The organism is Brevundimonas sp. FG8, assembly GCF_057808845.1.
In genome coordinates, this window is sequence record NZ_JBMDIU010000001.1 from 247,927 (window position 1) to 265,457 (window position 17,531).

At 68.3% G+C, this 17,531-nt stretch carries 12 protein-coding genes; 9 read left to right on the top strand and 3 right to left on the bottom strand.

What is annotated here, in order from left to right:
• Positions 1 to 5: 5 nt before the first annotated feature.
• Positions 6 to 1,202, bottom strand: coding sequence for an efflux RND transporter periplasmic adaptor subunit (locus tag ACODRV_RS01095; RefSeq protein ID WP_141625853.1), 1,197 nt, complete (start codon positions 1,200 to 1,202; stop codon positions 6 to 8).
• 170 nt (positions 1,203 to 1,372) lie between these two features.
• Here ACODRV_RS01095 and ACODRV_RS01100 point away from each other — a divergent pair, with 170 nt between their 5' ends.
• Both ACODRV_RS01100 and ACODRV_RS01105 read left to right on the top strand, forming a co-directional pair.
• Positions 1,373 to 1,942, top strand: a complete 570-nt coding sequence (locus ACODRV_RS01100) for a TetR/AcrR family transcriptional regulator (protein WP_141628204.1) — start codon at positions 1,373 to 1,375, stop codon at positions 1,940 to 1,942.
• A gap of 133 nt (positions 1,943 to 2,075) precedes the next feature.
• A complete protein-coding gene (locus tag ACODRV_RS01105) occupies positions 2,076 to 6,461 on the top strand; it encodes a cadherin-like domain-containing protein (RefSeq protein WP_488907142.1) in 4,386 nt (1,461 codons plus the stop codon).
• Between the two features lie 25 nt (positions 6,462 to 6,486).
• On the opposite strand, the gene ACODRV_RS01110 is transcribed toward ACODRV_RS01105, so the two are convergent.
• A complete protein-coding gene (locus ACODRV_RS01110; RefSeq protein WP_141625855.1) occupies positions 6,487 to 6,921 on the bottom strand; it encodes a PaaI family thioesterase in 435 nt (144 codons plus the stop codon).
• An 81-nt stretch (positions 6,922 to 7,002) separates the two neighbouring features.
• Between ACODRV_RS01110 and ACODRV_RS01115 the strand changes: the two genes are divergently transcribed.
• From ACODRV_RS01115 to ACODRV_RS01145, 7 genes are all read left to right on the top strand, one after another.
• Positions 7,003 to 7,317 carry a DUF3253 domain-containing protein gene (locus ACODRV_RS01115; RefSeq protein ID WP_488907143.1) on the top strand — a complete coding sequence of 105 codons (315 nt, stop codon included), beginning with the start codon at positions 7,003 to 7,005 and terminating at the stop codon, positions 7,315 to 7,317.
• A 135-nt stretch (positions 7,318 to 7,452) separates the two neighbouring features.
• A complete protein-coding gene (locus tag ACODRV_RS01120; RefSeq protein ID WP_141625857.1) occupies positions 7,453 to 8,037 on the top strand; it encodes a uracil-DNA glycosylase family protein in 585 nt (194 codons plus the stop codon).
• Positions 8,034 to 9,044: an alpha/beta fold hydrolase gene (locus ACODRV_RS01125; protein ID WP_488907144.1), complete on the top strand. Its 1,011-nt coding sequence runs from the start codon at positions 8,034 to 8,036 to the stop codon at positions 9,042 to 9,044. The genes ACODRV_RS01120 and ACODRV_RS01125 overlap by 4 nt, the downstream gene beginning before the upstream one ends.
• A 234-nt stretch (positions 9,045 to 9,278) precedes the next feature.
• A complete protein-coding gene (locus ACODRV_RS01130) occupies positions 9,279 to 10,370 on the top strand; it encodes a Glu/Leu/Phe/Val family dehydrogenase (RefSeq protein WP_141628205.1) in 1,092 nt (363 codons plus the stop codon).
• Between the two features lie 286 nt (positions 10,371 to 10,656).
• Entirely contained in the window at positions 10,657 to 12,708 is a 2,052-nt protein-coding gene (gene cckA, locus ACODRV_RS01135; RefSeq protein ID WP_488907145.1) for a cell cycle histidine kinase CckA, read from the top strand.
• A 68-nt stretch (positions 12,709 to 12,776) separates the two neighbouring features.
• The gene (locus ACODRV_RS01140; protein ID WP_488907146.1) at positions 12,777 to 14,618 is read left to right on the top strand and encodes a M61 family metallopeptidase; all 1,842 of its coding nucleotides are present in this window, start codon (positions 12,777 to 12,779) and stop codon (positions 14,616 to 14,618) included.
• 85 nt (positions 14,619 to 14,703) lie between these two features.
• Positions 14,704 to 16,527 carry a DUF885 domain-containing protein gene (locus tag ACODRV_RS01145; protein WP_488907147.1) on the top strand — a complete coding sequence of 608 codons (1,824 nt, stop codon included), beginning with the start codon at positions 14,704 to 14,706 and terminating at the stop codon, positions 16,525 to 16,527.
• Here ACODRV_RS01145 and ACODRV_RS01150 read toward each other — a convergent pair.
• Positions 16,524 to 17,438 carry a LysR substrate-binding domain-containing protein gene (locus tag ACODRV_RS01150; RefSeq protein ID WP_488907148.1) on the bottom strand — a complete coding sequence of 305 codons (915 nt, stop codon included), beginning with the start codon at positions 17,436 to 17,438 and terminating at the stop codon, positions 16,524 to 16,526. The two genes, ACODRV_RS01145 and ACODRV_RS01150, sit on opposite strands and share 4 nt — an antisense overlap.
• Positions 17,439 to 17,531 lie beyond the last annotated feature (93 nt).

The window sequence follows — 17,531 nt, forward strand, 5'->3', positions numbered from 1 at the left end:
TCGGATCAGTCGCCCGAGACGCTGGCGGTGAACGTGGCGGTGGAGGCCGGGGCGGCGGTGGTCACGGGCGCTTGCGCCTGTTGGGCCACCGGTTCGATGCGGCCGTTGCGGGCCTGCACCTTCACGCCCGGCTGCTGCACACGTTGCAGGCCGCTGATGATGACACGGTCGTTGGCTTGCAGGCCGCCGCGGACGACCCGCAGGCCGTCGACCAGCGGTCCGAGTTGAACCGTGCGCGGGGCGACCGAACCGTCGGCGGCCACGACATAGACGACGCGGCGGGCCTGATCGGTGGCGATGGCGGCGTCGGGCACCAGCATGGCCTGATACGAGCCGGCGCCGGCCAGACGGGCCTGACCGAACATGCCCGGCTTCAGGAAGCCGTCGGCGTTCGGCACCAGGGCGCGCAGGCGGATGACGCCCGAGGCCGTGTCGACCGCGTTGTCGGTGAAGTCCAGCGAGCCGGTGCGGGTGTAGCCGCTTTCGTCCTGCAGGCGGATCTGGATCGGCGCGGCGCCGTTCCGGGCCTGACGCTGATACTTCAGCAGCACGGCTTCAGAGCCGTCGAAGACGAAGTGGATCGGAGCACTGGAGACCACGGTGGTCAGGACGTCGGCCTGCGACGAACCGCCGGCGACCAGATTGCCCGGATCGACGCGCCGGTCGGACACGCGGCCCGAGATCGGGGCGGTGACGCGGGTGAACTCCAGGTCCAGCTGGCGGGCGCGCACCGCGGCGTTGGCGGCGGCGACCGCGGCTTCGGCCTGCTGCACGGCGCCGCGACGGGTGTCGACCTCGGCCTGCGAGACGGCTTGCGACGCCAGCAGGGTTTCCGAACGCGTCAGCTCCGTGCGGGCCAGGTTCAGTTGCGCCTGCGCCTGCGCCAGCGTGGCGCGGGCCGAGGCCATGGCCGCCTGGGCCGGACGCGGGTCGAGAGTGAACAGCAACTGGCCGCGCCGGACATAGTCGCCGTCGCGGAAGTGAACGCCCTGGATGTAGCCGCCGACGCGCGCACGCACCTCGACGGACTGGGTCGCTTCAAAGCGGCCCGTAAACTCATCCCAATCCTGCACCGCGCGCTGCAGCGGGACCGCGACGGTCACCTGCGGAGCGGGAGGCGTCTGCGCCTCGCTGGATTGAGAACAGCCATAGAGCGCGGCGGCCATCAGGGCCGACGCGGTCACGATCTTCACCGTGCGCATGAACGCAAATCTCCGAATGGGAGCAAATCCCTGTCCTTGTCGACATACGGAGTTCGGGGAGGAAAGCCGCTAGTCAACGCCCGGTGACTTAATGGTGATGCGCCTGCGCCTTGTCAACGGGTGATGACAAAGCCATATTCCCGCTGGGGCTATTCTGGAGTGCTAACCCATTGTTTTGTCATGCTGCGCCGCGACCAAGAAATGCTGAAGCGACTCGCGCGGCGATCCTGAGCGCGGCCCAGGAGCGCTTTTCGAAGGAAAGCTACGACGATGTGGGCATGCGGAACATCGCCGCCGACGTAGGGGTCGATGCGGCTTTGGTGTCGCGCTACTTCGGCTCGAAGGAGGACCTGTTCGCCGCCGTTCTGGACAGCTGCTCCAACGGCAATGAGCTGATGGAGGGGCCCCGCTCCGAGTTTGGCCGCCGCGTCGCGCACGAGGTCATCTTCAAGCCGGCCAAGGCGGGCAAGCTGAAGGGCCTGCTGATCATGCTGCGCTCGGTTGGCTCGGCCAAGGCGATGGAGATTGTCCAGCGCACCGGCACCGAGCGGTTCTTCAACCCGTTCGCCGACTGGGTCGGCGGCGAGGACGCCATGCTGCGCGCCCGTCTGGCCGCCGCGACCATCATGGGCATGGCGGTCAGCCGGGAAATCACCGGCGGCTTCGGCCTGACCCGCGAAGAGTGTGAGCGTATGGAAATGCGAATGGCTTCAATGCTTCAGGGCATAGTGGATAACTAAGGATAGTATAGAGATATCAATCTCGACGCGATTTTAGGAATTTCTTAAGCAACAAACGTTCGCGGCGCCGCAATATCGCCTTTGAAATCTCCGTATTTGCCACATTCTCAAAAATGTGGCCTGGAGTGGATTGGTGGTGGAAACTGAAAACGATTTCGGTACGCCGCCGGCCACTGATGACAGCGCGCCGCCCTACACCTACTCGTGGGACTTCGATTACGGGCTTGGCCCGTGGACGACCTGGTTCTCGCCGTCGGTAGTCAACGAACCGGGCGGTCAGATCGAGAACTTCACCCGCCTTCAGGCCTCGGGCCTGCTTGACGCCAACCACATCGACGGCATCGGCGCCATCTGGCTGATGGCGCACCTCTCTACGCCGACCCTCGGCTCGCCCGGCGCGCTGAACCTTCAGGACGCCGAGTTCAGTATGACCGTGCGCAGCACGGACTTCGACCCCAACGGCGGTCAGCTGGCGATCTGGATCTGCCGCTATGTGCCCGAGACCGGGCTGATGGAGAATTTCACCGTCGGTCTGCAGGTCACCAACTGGGCCAACACAGGCACGGACCTGCTGGACCAGATTTCCGACGAGTGGACCACCGTCACGCTCCGGATCAGCAACGACCCCGCCGACTGGACCTACGCGGGCAACTATCAGTCCATGGAGGGGGACTGGGCGGACCGCTACATGCCGTTCGACCTTCAGGAGACCTTGTCGAACGTCAACGCGACCCTGCATCTGGTCGTGCTGAACCCTGATCCGGATAACGCCCCGACCGGCTTCCTGGATCTGGCCAACATCACCGTCAGCACCCACACCCCGGCCACCCCCGATGGTCTGGCGGGCTCCAACCCCGAGGTCCATCACGGGCTCGAGGATCAGGTCGCGACCGGCCGGCTGGCGGGCAGCGACAGCGTGGACATGGCCAATGCGACCTTCAGCCTGGTCGCGGACTCGGCCACGAACGGCGTGGCGACCATCGACCCCGCCACCGGCGCCTTCACCTTCACCCCGCCCGCAGACTGGTACGGCCCCACCTACAATCAGGGCTACGCCACCTTCCGCTATACGGTCAGCGACGGCGTCACCACGTCTGAGCCGATCACCGTCGTGGTCTATATCGGCGGCGTGAACGATGCGCCGGAACTGACGACCCGGTCCGAGGACGCCGAGCTGATCGCGGGCCAGCCCTTCTCGTTCAGCCTGTTCAAGGGTTCGGACGTCGACGGCGACCAACTGACCTTCAAGGTCGTGGCGGACTCCGTCGTCGGCGGCACGCTGACGCTCGACGCCCGCACCGGCCGGTATGTGTTCACCCCGGACGAAGGCTTCACCGGCGCGGCCTCGTTCCGCTACACCGTGTCCGACGGCCAGCTCGACAGCGCCGAAAAGACCGTCACCCTGAACGTCCACGCCGCCGGTGATCCGCCGCCGGTCATGACCTTCGATGACGCGGTCAACTTCCTCATCGCCGGTGATCTGGAGCAGTGGCAGTACTGGGTCGTCCGGCTGGCGGACACCGATCCCAACGCCGCCTACCACTACGCCACCTGGCTGAATGACGGGATCAACGGCGCCACCCTGAACTGGGATCTCGCCCGCCACTATTATGAAGCCGCCCTCGGCGCGACGCCGGATGTGAATCTGCGTCTGGCCACCCTCTATGTCGGCGGCATGGGGGGCGAGCGGGACTACGCGGGCGCCCGCGCCCTGCTGGAGGCGCTGCCGGACAATCCGGTCGCGATCTTCCGTCTGGCCATCCTGAACGACCTCGGCTTCGGCGCGCCCGTCGACAAGGCCCTGGCCGTCGAGGGCTATATCCAGGCCGCGAAGATGGGGAATATGGAGGCCGCCTGGAATCTGGGCCGCCGCTACCTCGCCGGCGAGGGCGTCGACGCCTCGCCCGAGGACGCCTATTTCTGGATCGGCCTCGCGGTGAAGTCCAACGTCGCGCCCAACTATGGCGTCCAGACCCTGCTTCAGGACAACATGGCTCTGGCCGCCGGCTCGCTGACCCCGGAACAGATCACCGCGCTCGACGCCGCCATCGCCGACTGGACGGTCGGAGACGCCTCCCCGGTCAATGACGCTCCGGTTCTCACGGGCGAGGACACGGTCGTGTCGGCCGCCGACGGCGCGCCCGTCACCGGAACCCTCGCCGCCGCACGTGACGCGGACGGCGACCGCCTGACCTATGAGTTGGTGGACGGCTCGGCCCTGAACGGAACCGTGACGATCAACCCGGCCACCGGCGCCTTCGTCTTTACGCCCACGCCCGGCTACAGCGGCTCTGCCGGTTTCACCTACGTCGTCAGCGATGGCCAGACGACCTCGACGCCGCGCACGGTCAACTTCCCGGTCGATACCGCCACCTTCGCCGCTGCCGACTCCGGTGATGTCGATGAGAACGCCATTCTGACGGTCGCCGCCGCCCAGGGGCTGCTGGCGAACGACAGTGCTGGGCAGGACGCGACCCTGGGCGTCACCGCCGTCAACGGCCTGAACACGAACGTCGGCGCCCCTGTCGTCGGAGCGTGGGGCGTTCTGATCGTCAACGCGGACGGGTCCTACGTCTTCACCCCGTCGGCGAAGGCCCTGACCCTGCTGCAAGGCCAGACCGCGACCGACACCTTTACCTACACCGCGACCGACTCCGAGGGAGTCAGCGTGGGCGCCACCCTGACCATCACCATCGATGGTCTGGCCGGAACGGTGATCGAGGGGACGGGTGTTGTCATCGGCTCGGCCTTTGACGACGCCTTGTTCGGCGGTGTCGGACGCGACGTGCTGATCGGACTGGACGGCGATGATCGCCTGATTGGCGGCGACGGCGTGCCGGACGAGCTCTACGGCGGTCGCGGCGACGACACCTATGTGGTCGACACTGTCGGCGACAGCATCGTCGAACTGGAAGGCGAGGGCTTCGATACGGTCGAAACCAGTGCCGCCGTCTATACCTTGCCGGCCAATGTCGAGGCCCTGACCTTCACCGGCGTCGGGGACTTCACCGGCACGGGCAATGCGCTGGACAACGTCATCACCGGCGGCGCCGGCGCGGACATCCTGTTCGGCCTGGACGGCGCCGACATCCTGCGCGGCGGCGGCGGACTGAACGTCCTGCACGGCGGCCGGGGCGACGACACCTATATCGTCGAGTCCGCGGGCGATGTGACCGTCGAGCTGGCGGGCGAGGGGGTCGACACCGTCCTGACGGCCCTGTCCGAATGGACGCTCGTCGCGAATGTCGAGAACCTGACCTACCTTGGAACCGGCGCCTTTACCGGTCGCGGGAACGCCTCGAACAACACCATCACAGGCGGCGCGGGCGATGACGTCCTCAGCGGCGGGGCGGGGACCGATACGCTCATCGGCGGCGGGGGCCGCGACACCGCCGACTACGCCGATGCCCTGACCGGCGTGGATGTGCGCCTGAACGGCGGCGTCACCCGCAATGACGGCTTCGGCGGGACCGACACCCTGATCGGGATCGAGAACGTCACCGGTTCCGCCTTCGACGACCTGCTGATCGGCGACGCCGGAAGCAATGTCCTGCGGGGCGGTCTGGGCCGCGACACCCTGATCGGCATGGACGGCGACGACGTGCTGGACGGCGGCGCGGGGCTGGCCAACACCCTTCAGGGCGGGCGCGGCGATGATCTCTACATCGTCTCGGCGATCGGCGATTCCATCGTGGAGTTCGCGGGCGAGGGCTATGACACCATCCAGACCTCGCTGGGCTCGCTGCGCATGGCCGCCAATGTCGAGGAGCTGATCTACACCGGCTCGGGGACCTTCTTCGGTCAGGGCAATGCGGGCGACAACGTCATCCGCGGCGGCCTCGGTCGCGACACCCTGATGGGCCACGACGGCAATGACATCCTGATCGGCGGCGACGGCGCGCCTGATGAGCTGCACGGCGGCGCGGGCGACGACATCTATGTCATCACCTCGGGCGGCGACACCATCGTGGAATACGCGGACGGCGGCTTCGATACGGTCCAGACGACCCTGTCGTCCTACGCCCTGCGCCTGAACGTCGAGGCCCTGACCTATATCGGCGACGGCGACTTCACAGGCACGGGCACCAGCGAGGACAACGTCCTCACCGGCGGCGCGGGCAATGACGTGCTCAAGGGCGGGGGCGGCAACGACGCCCTGATCGGCGGCGACGGGATCGACATCGCTGTCCTGACCGGCTTGCGCGATGACTATCTGCTGGAGCAGATCGACGGCGGCTGGCGCGTCACCGACCGCATCTCCAACCGCGACGGCGTGGACGTGCTTTACGGCATCGAGACCCTGCGCTTCGGCGACGGCCAGACCTTCGAGCTGACCGCGCCGGCGACCAATGTCATCGCCGGGATGGACAAGGCCTCCGGCCCCCTGACCCTGCCGGGCGAGTCTGACCCGATCGACACCGGCGCGCGTCTGTTCGACAGGGCCGCTCATCAGATCGCTGCGCCGACCGGAGACACCATGGCGGTTCATCCCGGCGACGGCTGGGACGTCCTCATCTAGGGCGTCCCGGTCCTCGGGAGGGGGCTCAGCCGCGCGGTGTGAACTTCCGGATCACGCCCGAGAAGGTCATCAGGATGCGCTCGCCGGCGGTGATCTGGCCGCGCACGAAGATCAGGCTCTTGCCCGCGCGCACCACCTCGCCCGTCGCCTCGACCAGTTCGCCCACATAGGCGCCGTCGATGAAGGTCGAATCCAGCGACACGGTCACGCCCGACGCGCCCTCCATCTCCTGATAGGCCGTCTGGAAGAGTGAGATGTCGGCGAAGGTCATCAGGCAGCCGCCGTGCATCCGGTCGCCCGCGTTCATATGCTTCTGCTCGGCCCGGAAGGCGCACCGCATCCGGCCGTCGGGGTCCGGCTTGAAGTAGAACGGCCCCACCACCTGATCAAAGGTGCCGTGCAGGTCATAGGTCTGCCACCCGGTGAACTCGCCCTCGGTGACGGTGATTTTCGCGACCATGACACTCTCTTTCGGCTATCGCGTCGCGCTACTTGAGCCGGACGCCTTCTTATCTCTCTCGCAATGCAGCATATAGGCCCGATGAGCGATCCAATCGAAGCCGCCATTTTCGAAAAACTGGCGAAGGCCGACCCCAAGAAGGTCGGTGGAAAGAGCATTGAGCCCTCGGACGTGGCCAAGGAACTGCAGCCCGAGCAGTGGCAGCGCATGCTGCCCAAGGTGAAGGCGACGGCGCTGGGCCTGATGCGTCAGGGCAGGCTGACCATCACCAAGAAGGGCAAACCGGTCGATCCGAAAGCGGTCAAGGGCGTCACCCGCCTGCGCCTGCCGACCCCGGAAGAGACCGCCGCCGCGCTCGCCGCCCTGCCGCCGAAGCCGGATGAAGACGAGGATTGAGAAATCCCGACATCCCTCCCCTTCATGGAGAGGGATGTCGATGCGGCGCAGCGACAGGGTGGGGTTTGTAGCCGAACGCTCGGCTCCCCACCCGTCCCGCTTCGCGGTCCACCCTCCCCCTGAGGGGAGGGAGATTTGAGTCTCGAAACCGTTCTCACCGACATCCGCGCCTGCCGGGCCTGCCTCGGCCAGTTGCCGCATACCCCGCGCCCGGTGGTCCGCGTCTTCCCGGAGACGCGGCTGCTGATCTGCGGCCAGGCGCCGGGCCGGCGGGTGCATGAAAGCGGCCTGCCGTTCACCGATCCGTCCGGCGACCGCCTGCGCGACTGGCTGGGCGTGGATTACGAGACCTTCTATGCCGATCAGCGTATCGGGGTGGCGGCGCAGGCCTTCTGCTATCCCGGCACCGCACCGAAGGGCGGTGACTATCCGCCGCCGCGTAAATGCGCGGAGCTGTGGCGGCCTCAACTGCTGGCCGAACTGCCGAACGTCGAGCTGACCTTGCTGGTCGGCGGTTATGCGCAGGCGTGGGCGCTCGGCGATCGGGCGCGGGCGAACATGACCGAAACGGTCCGGGCCTGGCGCGACTACGCCCCCTCGATCCTGCCCCTACCGCATCCGTCGTGGCGCAACACCGCCTGGCTACGCCGCAATCCGTGGTTCGAGGTCGAGGTCATCCCCTATCTGAAAGAGCGGGTTCAGGGCATCCTGTCCGCATGATCCGCAAGACCCTCGCCCTGCTGTTCACCCTGACGCTGACCTTGGCCTTGGCCGCCTGCGCCACGCCCACCGTCCAGCCGCCGCTGACGCCGCCGCCCGGCTTCACCGGTCCGGCGGTCGAGGGGCAGGCGCTCGTGATGGACGACGGCGCCCGCCTGCCGCTGTCCCGCTGGGCGCCTGAACAGGGCGAGCCGTGGGCCGTCATCATCGCCCTGCACGGCATGAATGACAGTCGCGCGGGCTTCCATCTGGCCGGGCCGTGGTGGGCGCAGCGGGGCATCGAGACCTGGGCCATCGATCAGCGCGGCTTCGGCGCCGCTCCCGGCCGCGGCGTCTGGGCGGGCGAGGCGCGGATGACCGAGGACCTGCGAACCACCGTCGCCCTGGCCCGCGCCCATCATCCGAACGCCGTCATCGCCGTGGTCGGCGAGAGCATGGGCGGCTCGGTGACCATCGCCGCCTTCGGTTCGGACCGTCCGCCCGCCGCCGACCGGATCGTCCTGCTGGCGCCCGGCGTCTGGGGCTGGAGCGCGGTCGGGCCGGTCAACGCCTCGGCCCTGTGGATCGCCGCCCGCACCATGGGGTCCGCCGCCGTCGATACGCCCGAGTGGGCCATCCGGCAGCACAAGGCCTCGGACAATATGGTCGAGCTCTACCGCAACGGCCGCGACCCCGGCAGCGTCATCTCGACCCGCTTCGACGCCGTCTATGGTCTGGTCAGCCTGATGGAGACCGCCTCGACCCGCCTGGGCTCGCTCGAGCAGCCGACCTTGCTGCTGTACGGCGCGAACGACAATGTGATCCCCAAGTCCGCGATGCGTCTGGCCCTGCGCCGCGCCGGTGAGCGTCCCGGCTTCCGCACCGGCTATTACCCCGAGGGCTGGCACATCCTGAACCGCGACCTCCAGGCCGAGACCATGTTCCGCGACGTCGAGGCTTGGCTGCGCGACACCGCCGCGCCCCTGCCGTCCGGTGCTGGCCCTGTGCTGCCTGCGCTGGAGGGGTGATTGGTGACGGGGGGTTCGATGCGGCTGCCGTCGTCGCCTGACGGGCCGACACCGCACGTTGTCCCGGCCATCCACCAATCCCAATCACCAGTCACTTGCAGCCCCCGTCCGTTGCCGGATGCGCGCCGTCGACCGGGCCACGTCTCCCATCACGAAACCGCCATGCTTGCGGAGTATCTCCCCGGCGCGTAAGCAGCCGCGCAATAAAAATACACGGGAGTAACGCTTATGAGCATGACCCTTTTCGATTCGCCGTCGTTCGCGAACCACGAAGGCGTGCACGCGGTCTATGACGAAAAGACCGGCCTGCGCGCTATTATCGCTGTTCACTCAACCGCGCGCGGCCCGGCCGTCGGCGGCACCCGCATGTGGAACTACGCCTCCTCGGCTGAAGCGCTCGAGGACGTCCTGCGCCTGTCCAAGGGCATGAGCTACAAGAACGCCGTGGCCGATCTGGAGATGGGCGGCGGCAAGTCGGTCATCATCGGCGACAGCCGCACCCAGAAGACGCCTGAGCTGTTCGCCGCCTTCGGCCGCGCCGTCTCGACCCTCGGCGGCATCTACTACGCGGCTGAAGACGTCGGCGTGTCGGTCGCCGACATCGCCGAAGCCCGCAAGGTCACCCCCTATGTGCTCGGCCTGTCGGACGGCCCGGAAGCGTCGGGCGACCCGTCCCCGGTCACCGCCGAGGGCGTGTTCCGCTCGACCCTGACCGTCGCCCGTCGCCTGTGGAAGCAGGACGACCTGACCGGCCTGACCATCGCCCTGCAGGGCATCGGCCACGTCGGCGGCTATCTGGCCGACAAGCTGCACGCCGCCGGCGCCAAGCTGGTCATGACCGACGTCAACACGGCCCTGCTGGCCGAGGTCGCCGCCCGCACCAACGCCGAGATCGTCGCCCCGGACGCCATCTATGACGTGAAGGCCGACATCTACGCCCCGTGCGCCCTGGGCGCGACGCTGAACCCGCAAACCCTGGACCGCCTGTCGGCCAAGGCTGTCGTCGGCGCCGCCAACAACCAGCTGGCCACCCCGGAGATCGGCCGCATCCTGTTCGAGCGCGGCGTCCTCTACGCCCCCGACTATGTCGTCAACGGCGGCGGCATCATCAACGTCGCGTCCGAGCTGAACGCCCGCAACACCGGCGGCGCCTACGATCCGGCCTGGGTCGAGGGAAAGCTGTCGCGCCTGATGGAGACGCTCGACGAGGTTCTGGAACGCTCGGCCTCGGAAGGCCGTCCGACCCACGAAATCGCTGACTCGATCGCCGAAGCCCGCATCAACGCCGCCCGCGCCGAAAAGGCCGAGCAGCTGAAGGCGGCGTAAACGCTCCAGACGCATCGCGTTACCGACCGGCCGTCCTGCTCACGCGGGGCGGCCGGTTTGCGTTTCGGCCATACGACCAATTCTGACGTACCGGCCTGCTAATCTCTCCGAACCAACAATCCGGAGGCGCGCCAGCCGATAGACGACATAGACGGCATAGACTCCATAGACGGTGTATTTCGACGGTCTCCACAGTCTCCACCGTCCATCGACGCCCGGATTCGCGCGACAGGCGCATCCGGCCCATCATCCCGCATTCCACCCGTTCTGATTCGGGCCGAGACGCATGACGACGACCACCGCCCGCCGCTCCATTGATCCGCTGCTGATCGTGATGGCGCTCGGCTTTGTCGTAGCCGTGGGGGCCATGGCCTATCCGGCCTTCCGCGCCGATCCCATGAGCACGCCGGGCCTGATCCTGATCTTTACCGTCGGGGCCGTGTCCCTGATCGGTCTGTTCACCTTCGCGCGCAGCGAAAGACGTCCGCCGACCGGCGACGCCGACGTGGACCTGCTCGACGCCATGGTCGAGCCCGCCGCCCTCGTCTGGTCCACCGGGCAGGTGCTGGCCTACAACGCCGCCTGGGCCAACGCCGGGGGCGCGACCGTGGCCCTGCCGTCCGCGCGTTCGGGCGGGGCCGCCTCGGCCCTCTACATGGCCTTCGCCCAGGCGCGGGCGGGCGAGCATGGCCGCGCCATCGTCCCTGTCGGCGAGCGAGAGCTTGAAGTTCTGATCGGCCGGGCCGGGGAGGGACGCTTCCTCCTGCGCGCCGCGCCCGAGGCTGTCCTGCCCGTCGCCACGCCCGCCGCTGACCGCCCTGTCGCCGCGCAGAACGGTCCCGGCGGTCGCGCCATGGCCGCCGGTGCGCCCTTCGGCTCGGCCCTGATCCAGGCTGACGACCTGTTCGCCGGCAAGGTCGAGGAAGCCAACGCCGCCCTCGCCGTCCTGACCGGCCCGGCCGCCGCCCGCGACGCCGCTTTCGGCCACCTGTTCGAGCCGTCCGGCGTGGTCGAGGCCAAGGCCAAGCTGGCGGGCGGCTCCTCCGGCCCGATCGAGCTGGTCGCCCGCGCCCACCCCGACCGGATGCTCCACCTCTACGTCGCGCCCGAGAACGGCAAATGCCGGGTCTGGCTGTTTGACGTCTCGTCGCAGAAGTCGATGGAGCTCCAGCTCTCGCAAGCCCAGAAGATGCAGGCCGTCGGCCAGCTGGCGGGCGGCGTGGCGCACGACTTCAATAACCTGCTGACCGCCATCCAGATGCAGTTGTCCGAACTGCTGGAGCGCCACCCTGTCGGCGATCCGTCCTACGACGGCCTGAACCAGATCCGTCAGACCGCCATCCGGGCCGCCGATCTGGTGCGCAAGCTGCTGGCCTTCTCGCGCAAGTCCACCGTCCGTCGCGAGCGTCTGGACCTCGGTGAACTGGTCGGTGAGTTCGCCGTCCTGCTGCGCCGCCTGCTGCGCGAGGATGTGCGGCTCGAGACCGACTACGGCCGCGACCTGCCGGTGGTTCTGGCCGACAAGAGCCAGCTGGAAACCGCCGTCATGAACCTGGCCGTCAACGCTCGCGACGCCATGCGCGGCGTGGTCGAGCCGGGCGACGCCGTCGTCACCATCAAAACCCGCCGCCTGACGCGGGACGAGGCGCGCCAGATGGGCTGGGCCGCCGCCGAGACGGAGGCCGTCGCCCTGATCGAGGTGTCGGACACCGGCACGGGCGTCCCGCCCGAACTGCTGGACAAGATTTTCGAGCCCTTCTTCACCACCAAGGCGGTGAACGAAGGCACCGGCATGGGACTGGCCACGGTCTACGGCATCGTCGAACAGGCGGGCGGCCACATCAACGTCACCAACCTCGAAGGGGCCGGCGCCGCTTTCCGCATCTTCCTGCCCGAAGCCGCCGAGGCGGAACTGGCCGAGACCCCGGTGATCGAGAAGGTGGTCAAGGCGCCGCGCGACCTGTCCGGCGCGGGCCGCATCCTGTTCGTCGAAGACGAGGCCGCCGTGCGCGGCATCGCCGCCCGCCTGCTGCGTCAGCGCGGCTATGAGGTCATCGAGGCCGAGGACGGCGAACAGGCGCTGGAGCTGGCCGAGGAACACGCGGGCCAGATCGACATGATGATCTCCGACGTCATCATGCCCGGCCTCGACGGCCCCAGCCTGCTGAAGAAGGCCCGCAAATATCTCGGCGACGCCCCGGTCATGTTCATCTCCGGCTATGCCGAGAGCGACTTCTCCGACCTGCTGCAGGACGAGGTCGGCGTCTCCTTCCTGCCCAAGCCGCTGGACATCAAGACGCTGGCCGAGCGGGTGAAGCAGGAGCTTCACGCGGGCTGAACGATCCTTCACTTGTCAGGCGCCGATACTCGCGCCACGGTCCGCGCCGCGCTCTGGAGGGACCCCGCATGAAGTTCGCCGCCATCAGTCTGGCCGCCCTGTCGCTTGGCTTCGCGAGCCCTGTTCTGGCCCAGACCGCGCCGCCGGTCCGCTATGAGCTCAGCTTCGACAACGCCGTCCACCATGAGGCCCGGGTCACGGTCACCTGGCGCGAGATGGGCCGCGAGCCGGTGCGGTTCGAGATGTCCCGCTCCTCGCCGGGCCGCTATGCGATCCATGAGTTCGCCAGGAACGTCTATTCGCTGGCCGCCGTCGACGGCGCCGGCCGCCCGCTGGAGGTCGAGCGCACCGATCCCTATGGCTGGACGGTCTCGGGTCACGACGGAACCATCACCGTCACCTACACCCTGTTCGGCGACCGCGCCGACGGCACCTACGCCCAGATCGACGCCACCCACGCCCACCTGAACATGCCCGCCACCCTGCTGTGGGCGCGGGGTTATGATGACCGTCCGGTGGAGCTGACCTTCCGCTCGCCCGACCCGTCCTGGCGCATCGCCACCCAGCTGGCGCCCACCGCCGATCCGGCTGTCTTCACCGCGCCGAACCTCCAGTACCTGATGGACAGCCCGACCGAGCTCAGCGACCACCGGGTCCGCGAGTGGCAGGTCGATGATGACGGCGTCCCGCGCACCATCCGCATCGCCCTGCACGATCCGGGCACGGACGAGCATGCCGACATCTTCGCCGAGCGCGCCCGCAAGGTGGTGGACCAGCTGATCGCCGTCTTCGGCGACGTGCCCGACTTCGACTACGGGACCTACACCTTCATCGCCGACTACCTGCCCCACGTCAGCGGCGACGGCATGGAGCATCGCAACTCCACGATCCTCAGCGGCTCGCGCTCGCTGGCCGAGGGGAACTACAGCCAGATCGGCACCCTCAGCCACGAGTTCTTCCACTCCTGGAACGTGGAGCGCATCCGCCCTCGCGAGCTGGAGCCCTTCGACTTCACCCGCGCCAACCCGACCCCGTCCCTGTGGTTCGCCGAGGGCTTCACCAACTACTACGGCCCGCTGGCCATCCGCCGCGCCGGGGTGTCTAACATCGACGCCTTCCTCGCCAACGTCGGGGGCCAGTTCAACGCGGTTCTGAACAGCCCGGCGCGCGGCTATGGCGATCCGCAGGAGATGAGCCTGCGCGCGCCCTTCGTCGACGCGGCCGCCTCCATCGACCCCAACAACCCCAACATCTTCGTCAGCTACTACACCTGGGGCGCGGCTCTGGGCCTGTCGCTTGATCTGACGCTGCGCGACCGGTTCCGGAACGTGACGCTGGACGACTACATGCGCTGGATGTGGCGCCACCATGGGGTCAATGAAGTTCCCTACACCACCGACGACCTCCGCAAGGGTCTGGCCGCCGTGACCGGTGATCAGGCCTTCGCCGACGCCTTCTTCGCCCTCAGCATCGAGGGCAGCGAGCTGCCGGAGATCCAGCCCATGCTGGCGCAGGCGGGCATCCTGATGCGCCCCCGCAATCCGACCGCCGCCTGGCCCGGTCCGGCCCGGCTTCAGGTCACCGGCGAGACGGTTCGCCTCGCCTCCGCCACCGTCCCCGGCACGCCCCTCTACGTCGCCGGTCTGGAAAGCGGGGACGAGATCGTCGCTCTCGGCGAGACCGCCATCGACAGTCAGGCGGATTGGGACGATGCGCTGAAGGCGCTGAAGCCCGGCGACACCGTCGCGGTCCGGTTCATCCAGCGCGGCATCGAGCGCACCGGCCAGATGACCCTCGGCAATGACCCGAACGTCGAACTGCTCCGCATCGAGACCACCGGCGCCACGCCGACGCCCCAACAGCTGGCCTTCCGCACCGCCTGGCTCGGCGCCGAGAGCGAGCAGCCCTGAGCCTCGGACGAAGGCCGCTTGCCAGCGGGGGGCGGGGGGCGTTCAGTGTCGGGGTACGCAAGTTCATGACCACCGGGAGTCCGTCATGCTGGATCGCCGCCGTTTCCTTCTGAGCACCGCCGCCGGGGCCGGTCTGGCCGCCACGGGAGGCGCGGTCTTCGCGCAGGAGGCGGGGTCCGCCGACGCGGCCCTGTCGACGGTGATGGACCAGATCACGCAGGAACACCTGCTCAGCTCGCCTGAGCTTCTGACCATGCTGGGCCTCGACAAGGGGCCGGGCGCGGCGATGAAGGGCCGGCTGGATGACCGCTCGCTGGCGAAGCAGCAGCAGGACAAGGTCAAGTTCGTGGCGTCGATGGCGGCCCTGAACGGCATCGACCGCGAGGCCTTGTCGCCGCGTTTCAAAGTCTATCACGACACCGTCCGGTTCTTCGGCGAGACGGCGGTTCAGGGCTACCAATTCCCCTATGGCGGCGGCATGTGGCCGTCGCCCTATACGGTCAGCCAGCTCGGCGGCGCCTACCAGAGCATTCCCGACTTCCTCGACAGCCAGCACTCGATCGACACGACCGAGGACGCTGAGGCCTATCTATCCCGCCTCTCGGCGCTGGCGACCGTCTTCGATCAGGAGACCGAGCGGATGCGCGCCGAGTTCGCGGCGGGCGCCGTGCCGCCCGACTTCGTCATCCAGCGCGCCACCGGTCAGATGCAGTCGATCCTCGGCGCCGATCCCGCGGGCCTGACCCTCGTTTCCTCGGTCGCCCGCCGCGCGGCGGAGAAGGGGCTTCAGGGCGACTGGGCCGCCCGCGCCCTGGCCATCGTCAACGGCGAGGTCCTGCCCGCCCTGACCCGTCAGCGCGACACCTTGGCCGCCGCCCTGCCGTCGGCCGTGCACGACGCCGGCTGCTGGCGCCTGCCGGACGGCGACGCCTATTACGGCTACGGGCTGAAATTCTACACCACCTCCGCCCTGAACGGGCAGGAGATCCACGATATGGGTCTGGAGCAGGTGGCCGAGTTGAGCGCCCGGGCCGATGAACTTCTGAAGGCTCAGGGGCTGACGCAAGGCACGGTAGGCGAGCGCATAGCCTCCATCGGCAGCCTGCCGGGCCAGCTCTATCCCAACACCGACGAGGCCAAGGAACAGTTGCTGGCGGACCTCAACGCCCAGATGGCTACGGTCATGGCGCGGATGCCCGAATACTTTGGCCGCCTGCCGACCTCGGCCTGCGACATCCGCCGTGTGCCCAAGGAGATCGAGGCCGGCGCGCCGGGCGGCTACTACCAGTCACCCTCGCTGGATGGCTCGCGGCCGGGCGCCTACTACATCAACCTGCGCGACACGGCCGAGTGGCCGAGATTCACCCTGCCGACCCTGACCTATCACGAGGCGGTCCCGGGCCATCACTTCCAGATCGCCCTGCAACAGGAGAAGGTCGACACGCCGATCCTGCTCAAGGTGCTGGGCTTCTCGGCCTATGCCGAGGGCTGGGGCCTCTACGCCGAGCAGTTGGCCGACGAGATCGGCATGTACGAGAACGACCCGTGGGGCCGGATCGGCTGCATCCAGTCGCTGATGTTCCGCGCCGCCCGCCTCGTGGTCGACTCAGGCCTGCACTACAAGCGCTGGAGCCGCGAGCAGGGCATTCGCTACATGGTCGAGACCTTGGGCGATCAGGAAAGCTCGATCACCACCGAGGTCGAACGCTACGCCGTCTGGCCGGGGCAGGCCTCCAGCTACAAGGTCGGCCACACCACCTGGGTGCGCCTGCGTGAAGAGGCGAAGGCGACGCTGGGCGACCGTTTCGATATCAAGGGCTTCCACGACGTCGGCCTCGACGCGGGCGGCGTGCCCCTGACGGTGCTTGAACGGGTCATCGACGACTGGGTCGCCAGTCGACGGGGTTAGCCCCCCGCGCGCGCCTCGATCACGGCGGGGTCCGCGTCGGCGACGGACATCAGCCACTCCCGGAACCGCCGGATCTTGGGCGAGCGCCGCCGCCCCTCGGGCCAGACCAGATAGTAGCCGGTGTGGAAGGACACCGTCTGAGGAAACGGCCGGACCAGCAGCCCGGCCCTGAGCTCCCGCGCGAACAGGATGGGCGAGCCCAGCGCCACGCCCTGATCGCCCAGCGCCGCCGCCACCTCCAGCACCTGATAGTCGGCGGTCAGGCGGATCGCCGGGCGCCGGCCCTCGCTCAGGCCCGCGACGGCGAACCACTCGGCCCACTCCTTCTCCATCCCGATCCGCGGCGCCTCCAGCAGGTCGCAGGGCGCCTTCAGGTTCAGCCGCTCGGCCATCGCCGGGCTGCACAGGGGTGTGAAGATCGACGGCATGAACAGCTGGCTCTCCAGCCCCGGCCACTCCCCGTGACCGGAGCGGATGCCGACGTCGAACCCTTCACGCGACAGGTCCAGCAGGGCCGGACTGGTGTCCAGCCGCACCGCCAGTCCGGGGTTCGCCAACTGAAAGGCCCCCAGATGCGGCGCCAGCCACTGGCTCGCCAGCGTGGCCAGCGTCGTAATCGACAGGATGTGCTCGTCCGCCTCGGTCAGGTCGCTGATCGCCCGGCGCAGCAGGGTGACGGCCTCCGTCGCGGCGCTCGACAGGCGCTCTCCGGCCTCGGTCGGCTGCACCTCTCGCGGCAGGCGGCGGAACAGGCTCTGGCCCAGCCGACCCTCCAGCGCCTTGATCTGCCAGCTGACCGCGGCCTGGGTCATGCCCAGCTCCTCGGCGGCGCGGGTGAAGCTTCTCAAGCGGGCGGCGGCCTCGAACACCCGGATGGAGGCGAGGGGAATGCCGGACAGGGGATCGGCCATAAGCGAGCCTTATGAGGTGGCCGGCCAATCTGGTTTGTCCCGCCGACCTGTCAAGCCGATAGTCCGCTCACCGCCGACGCCGGACAGAGGAGG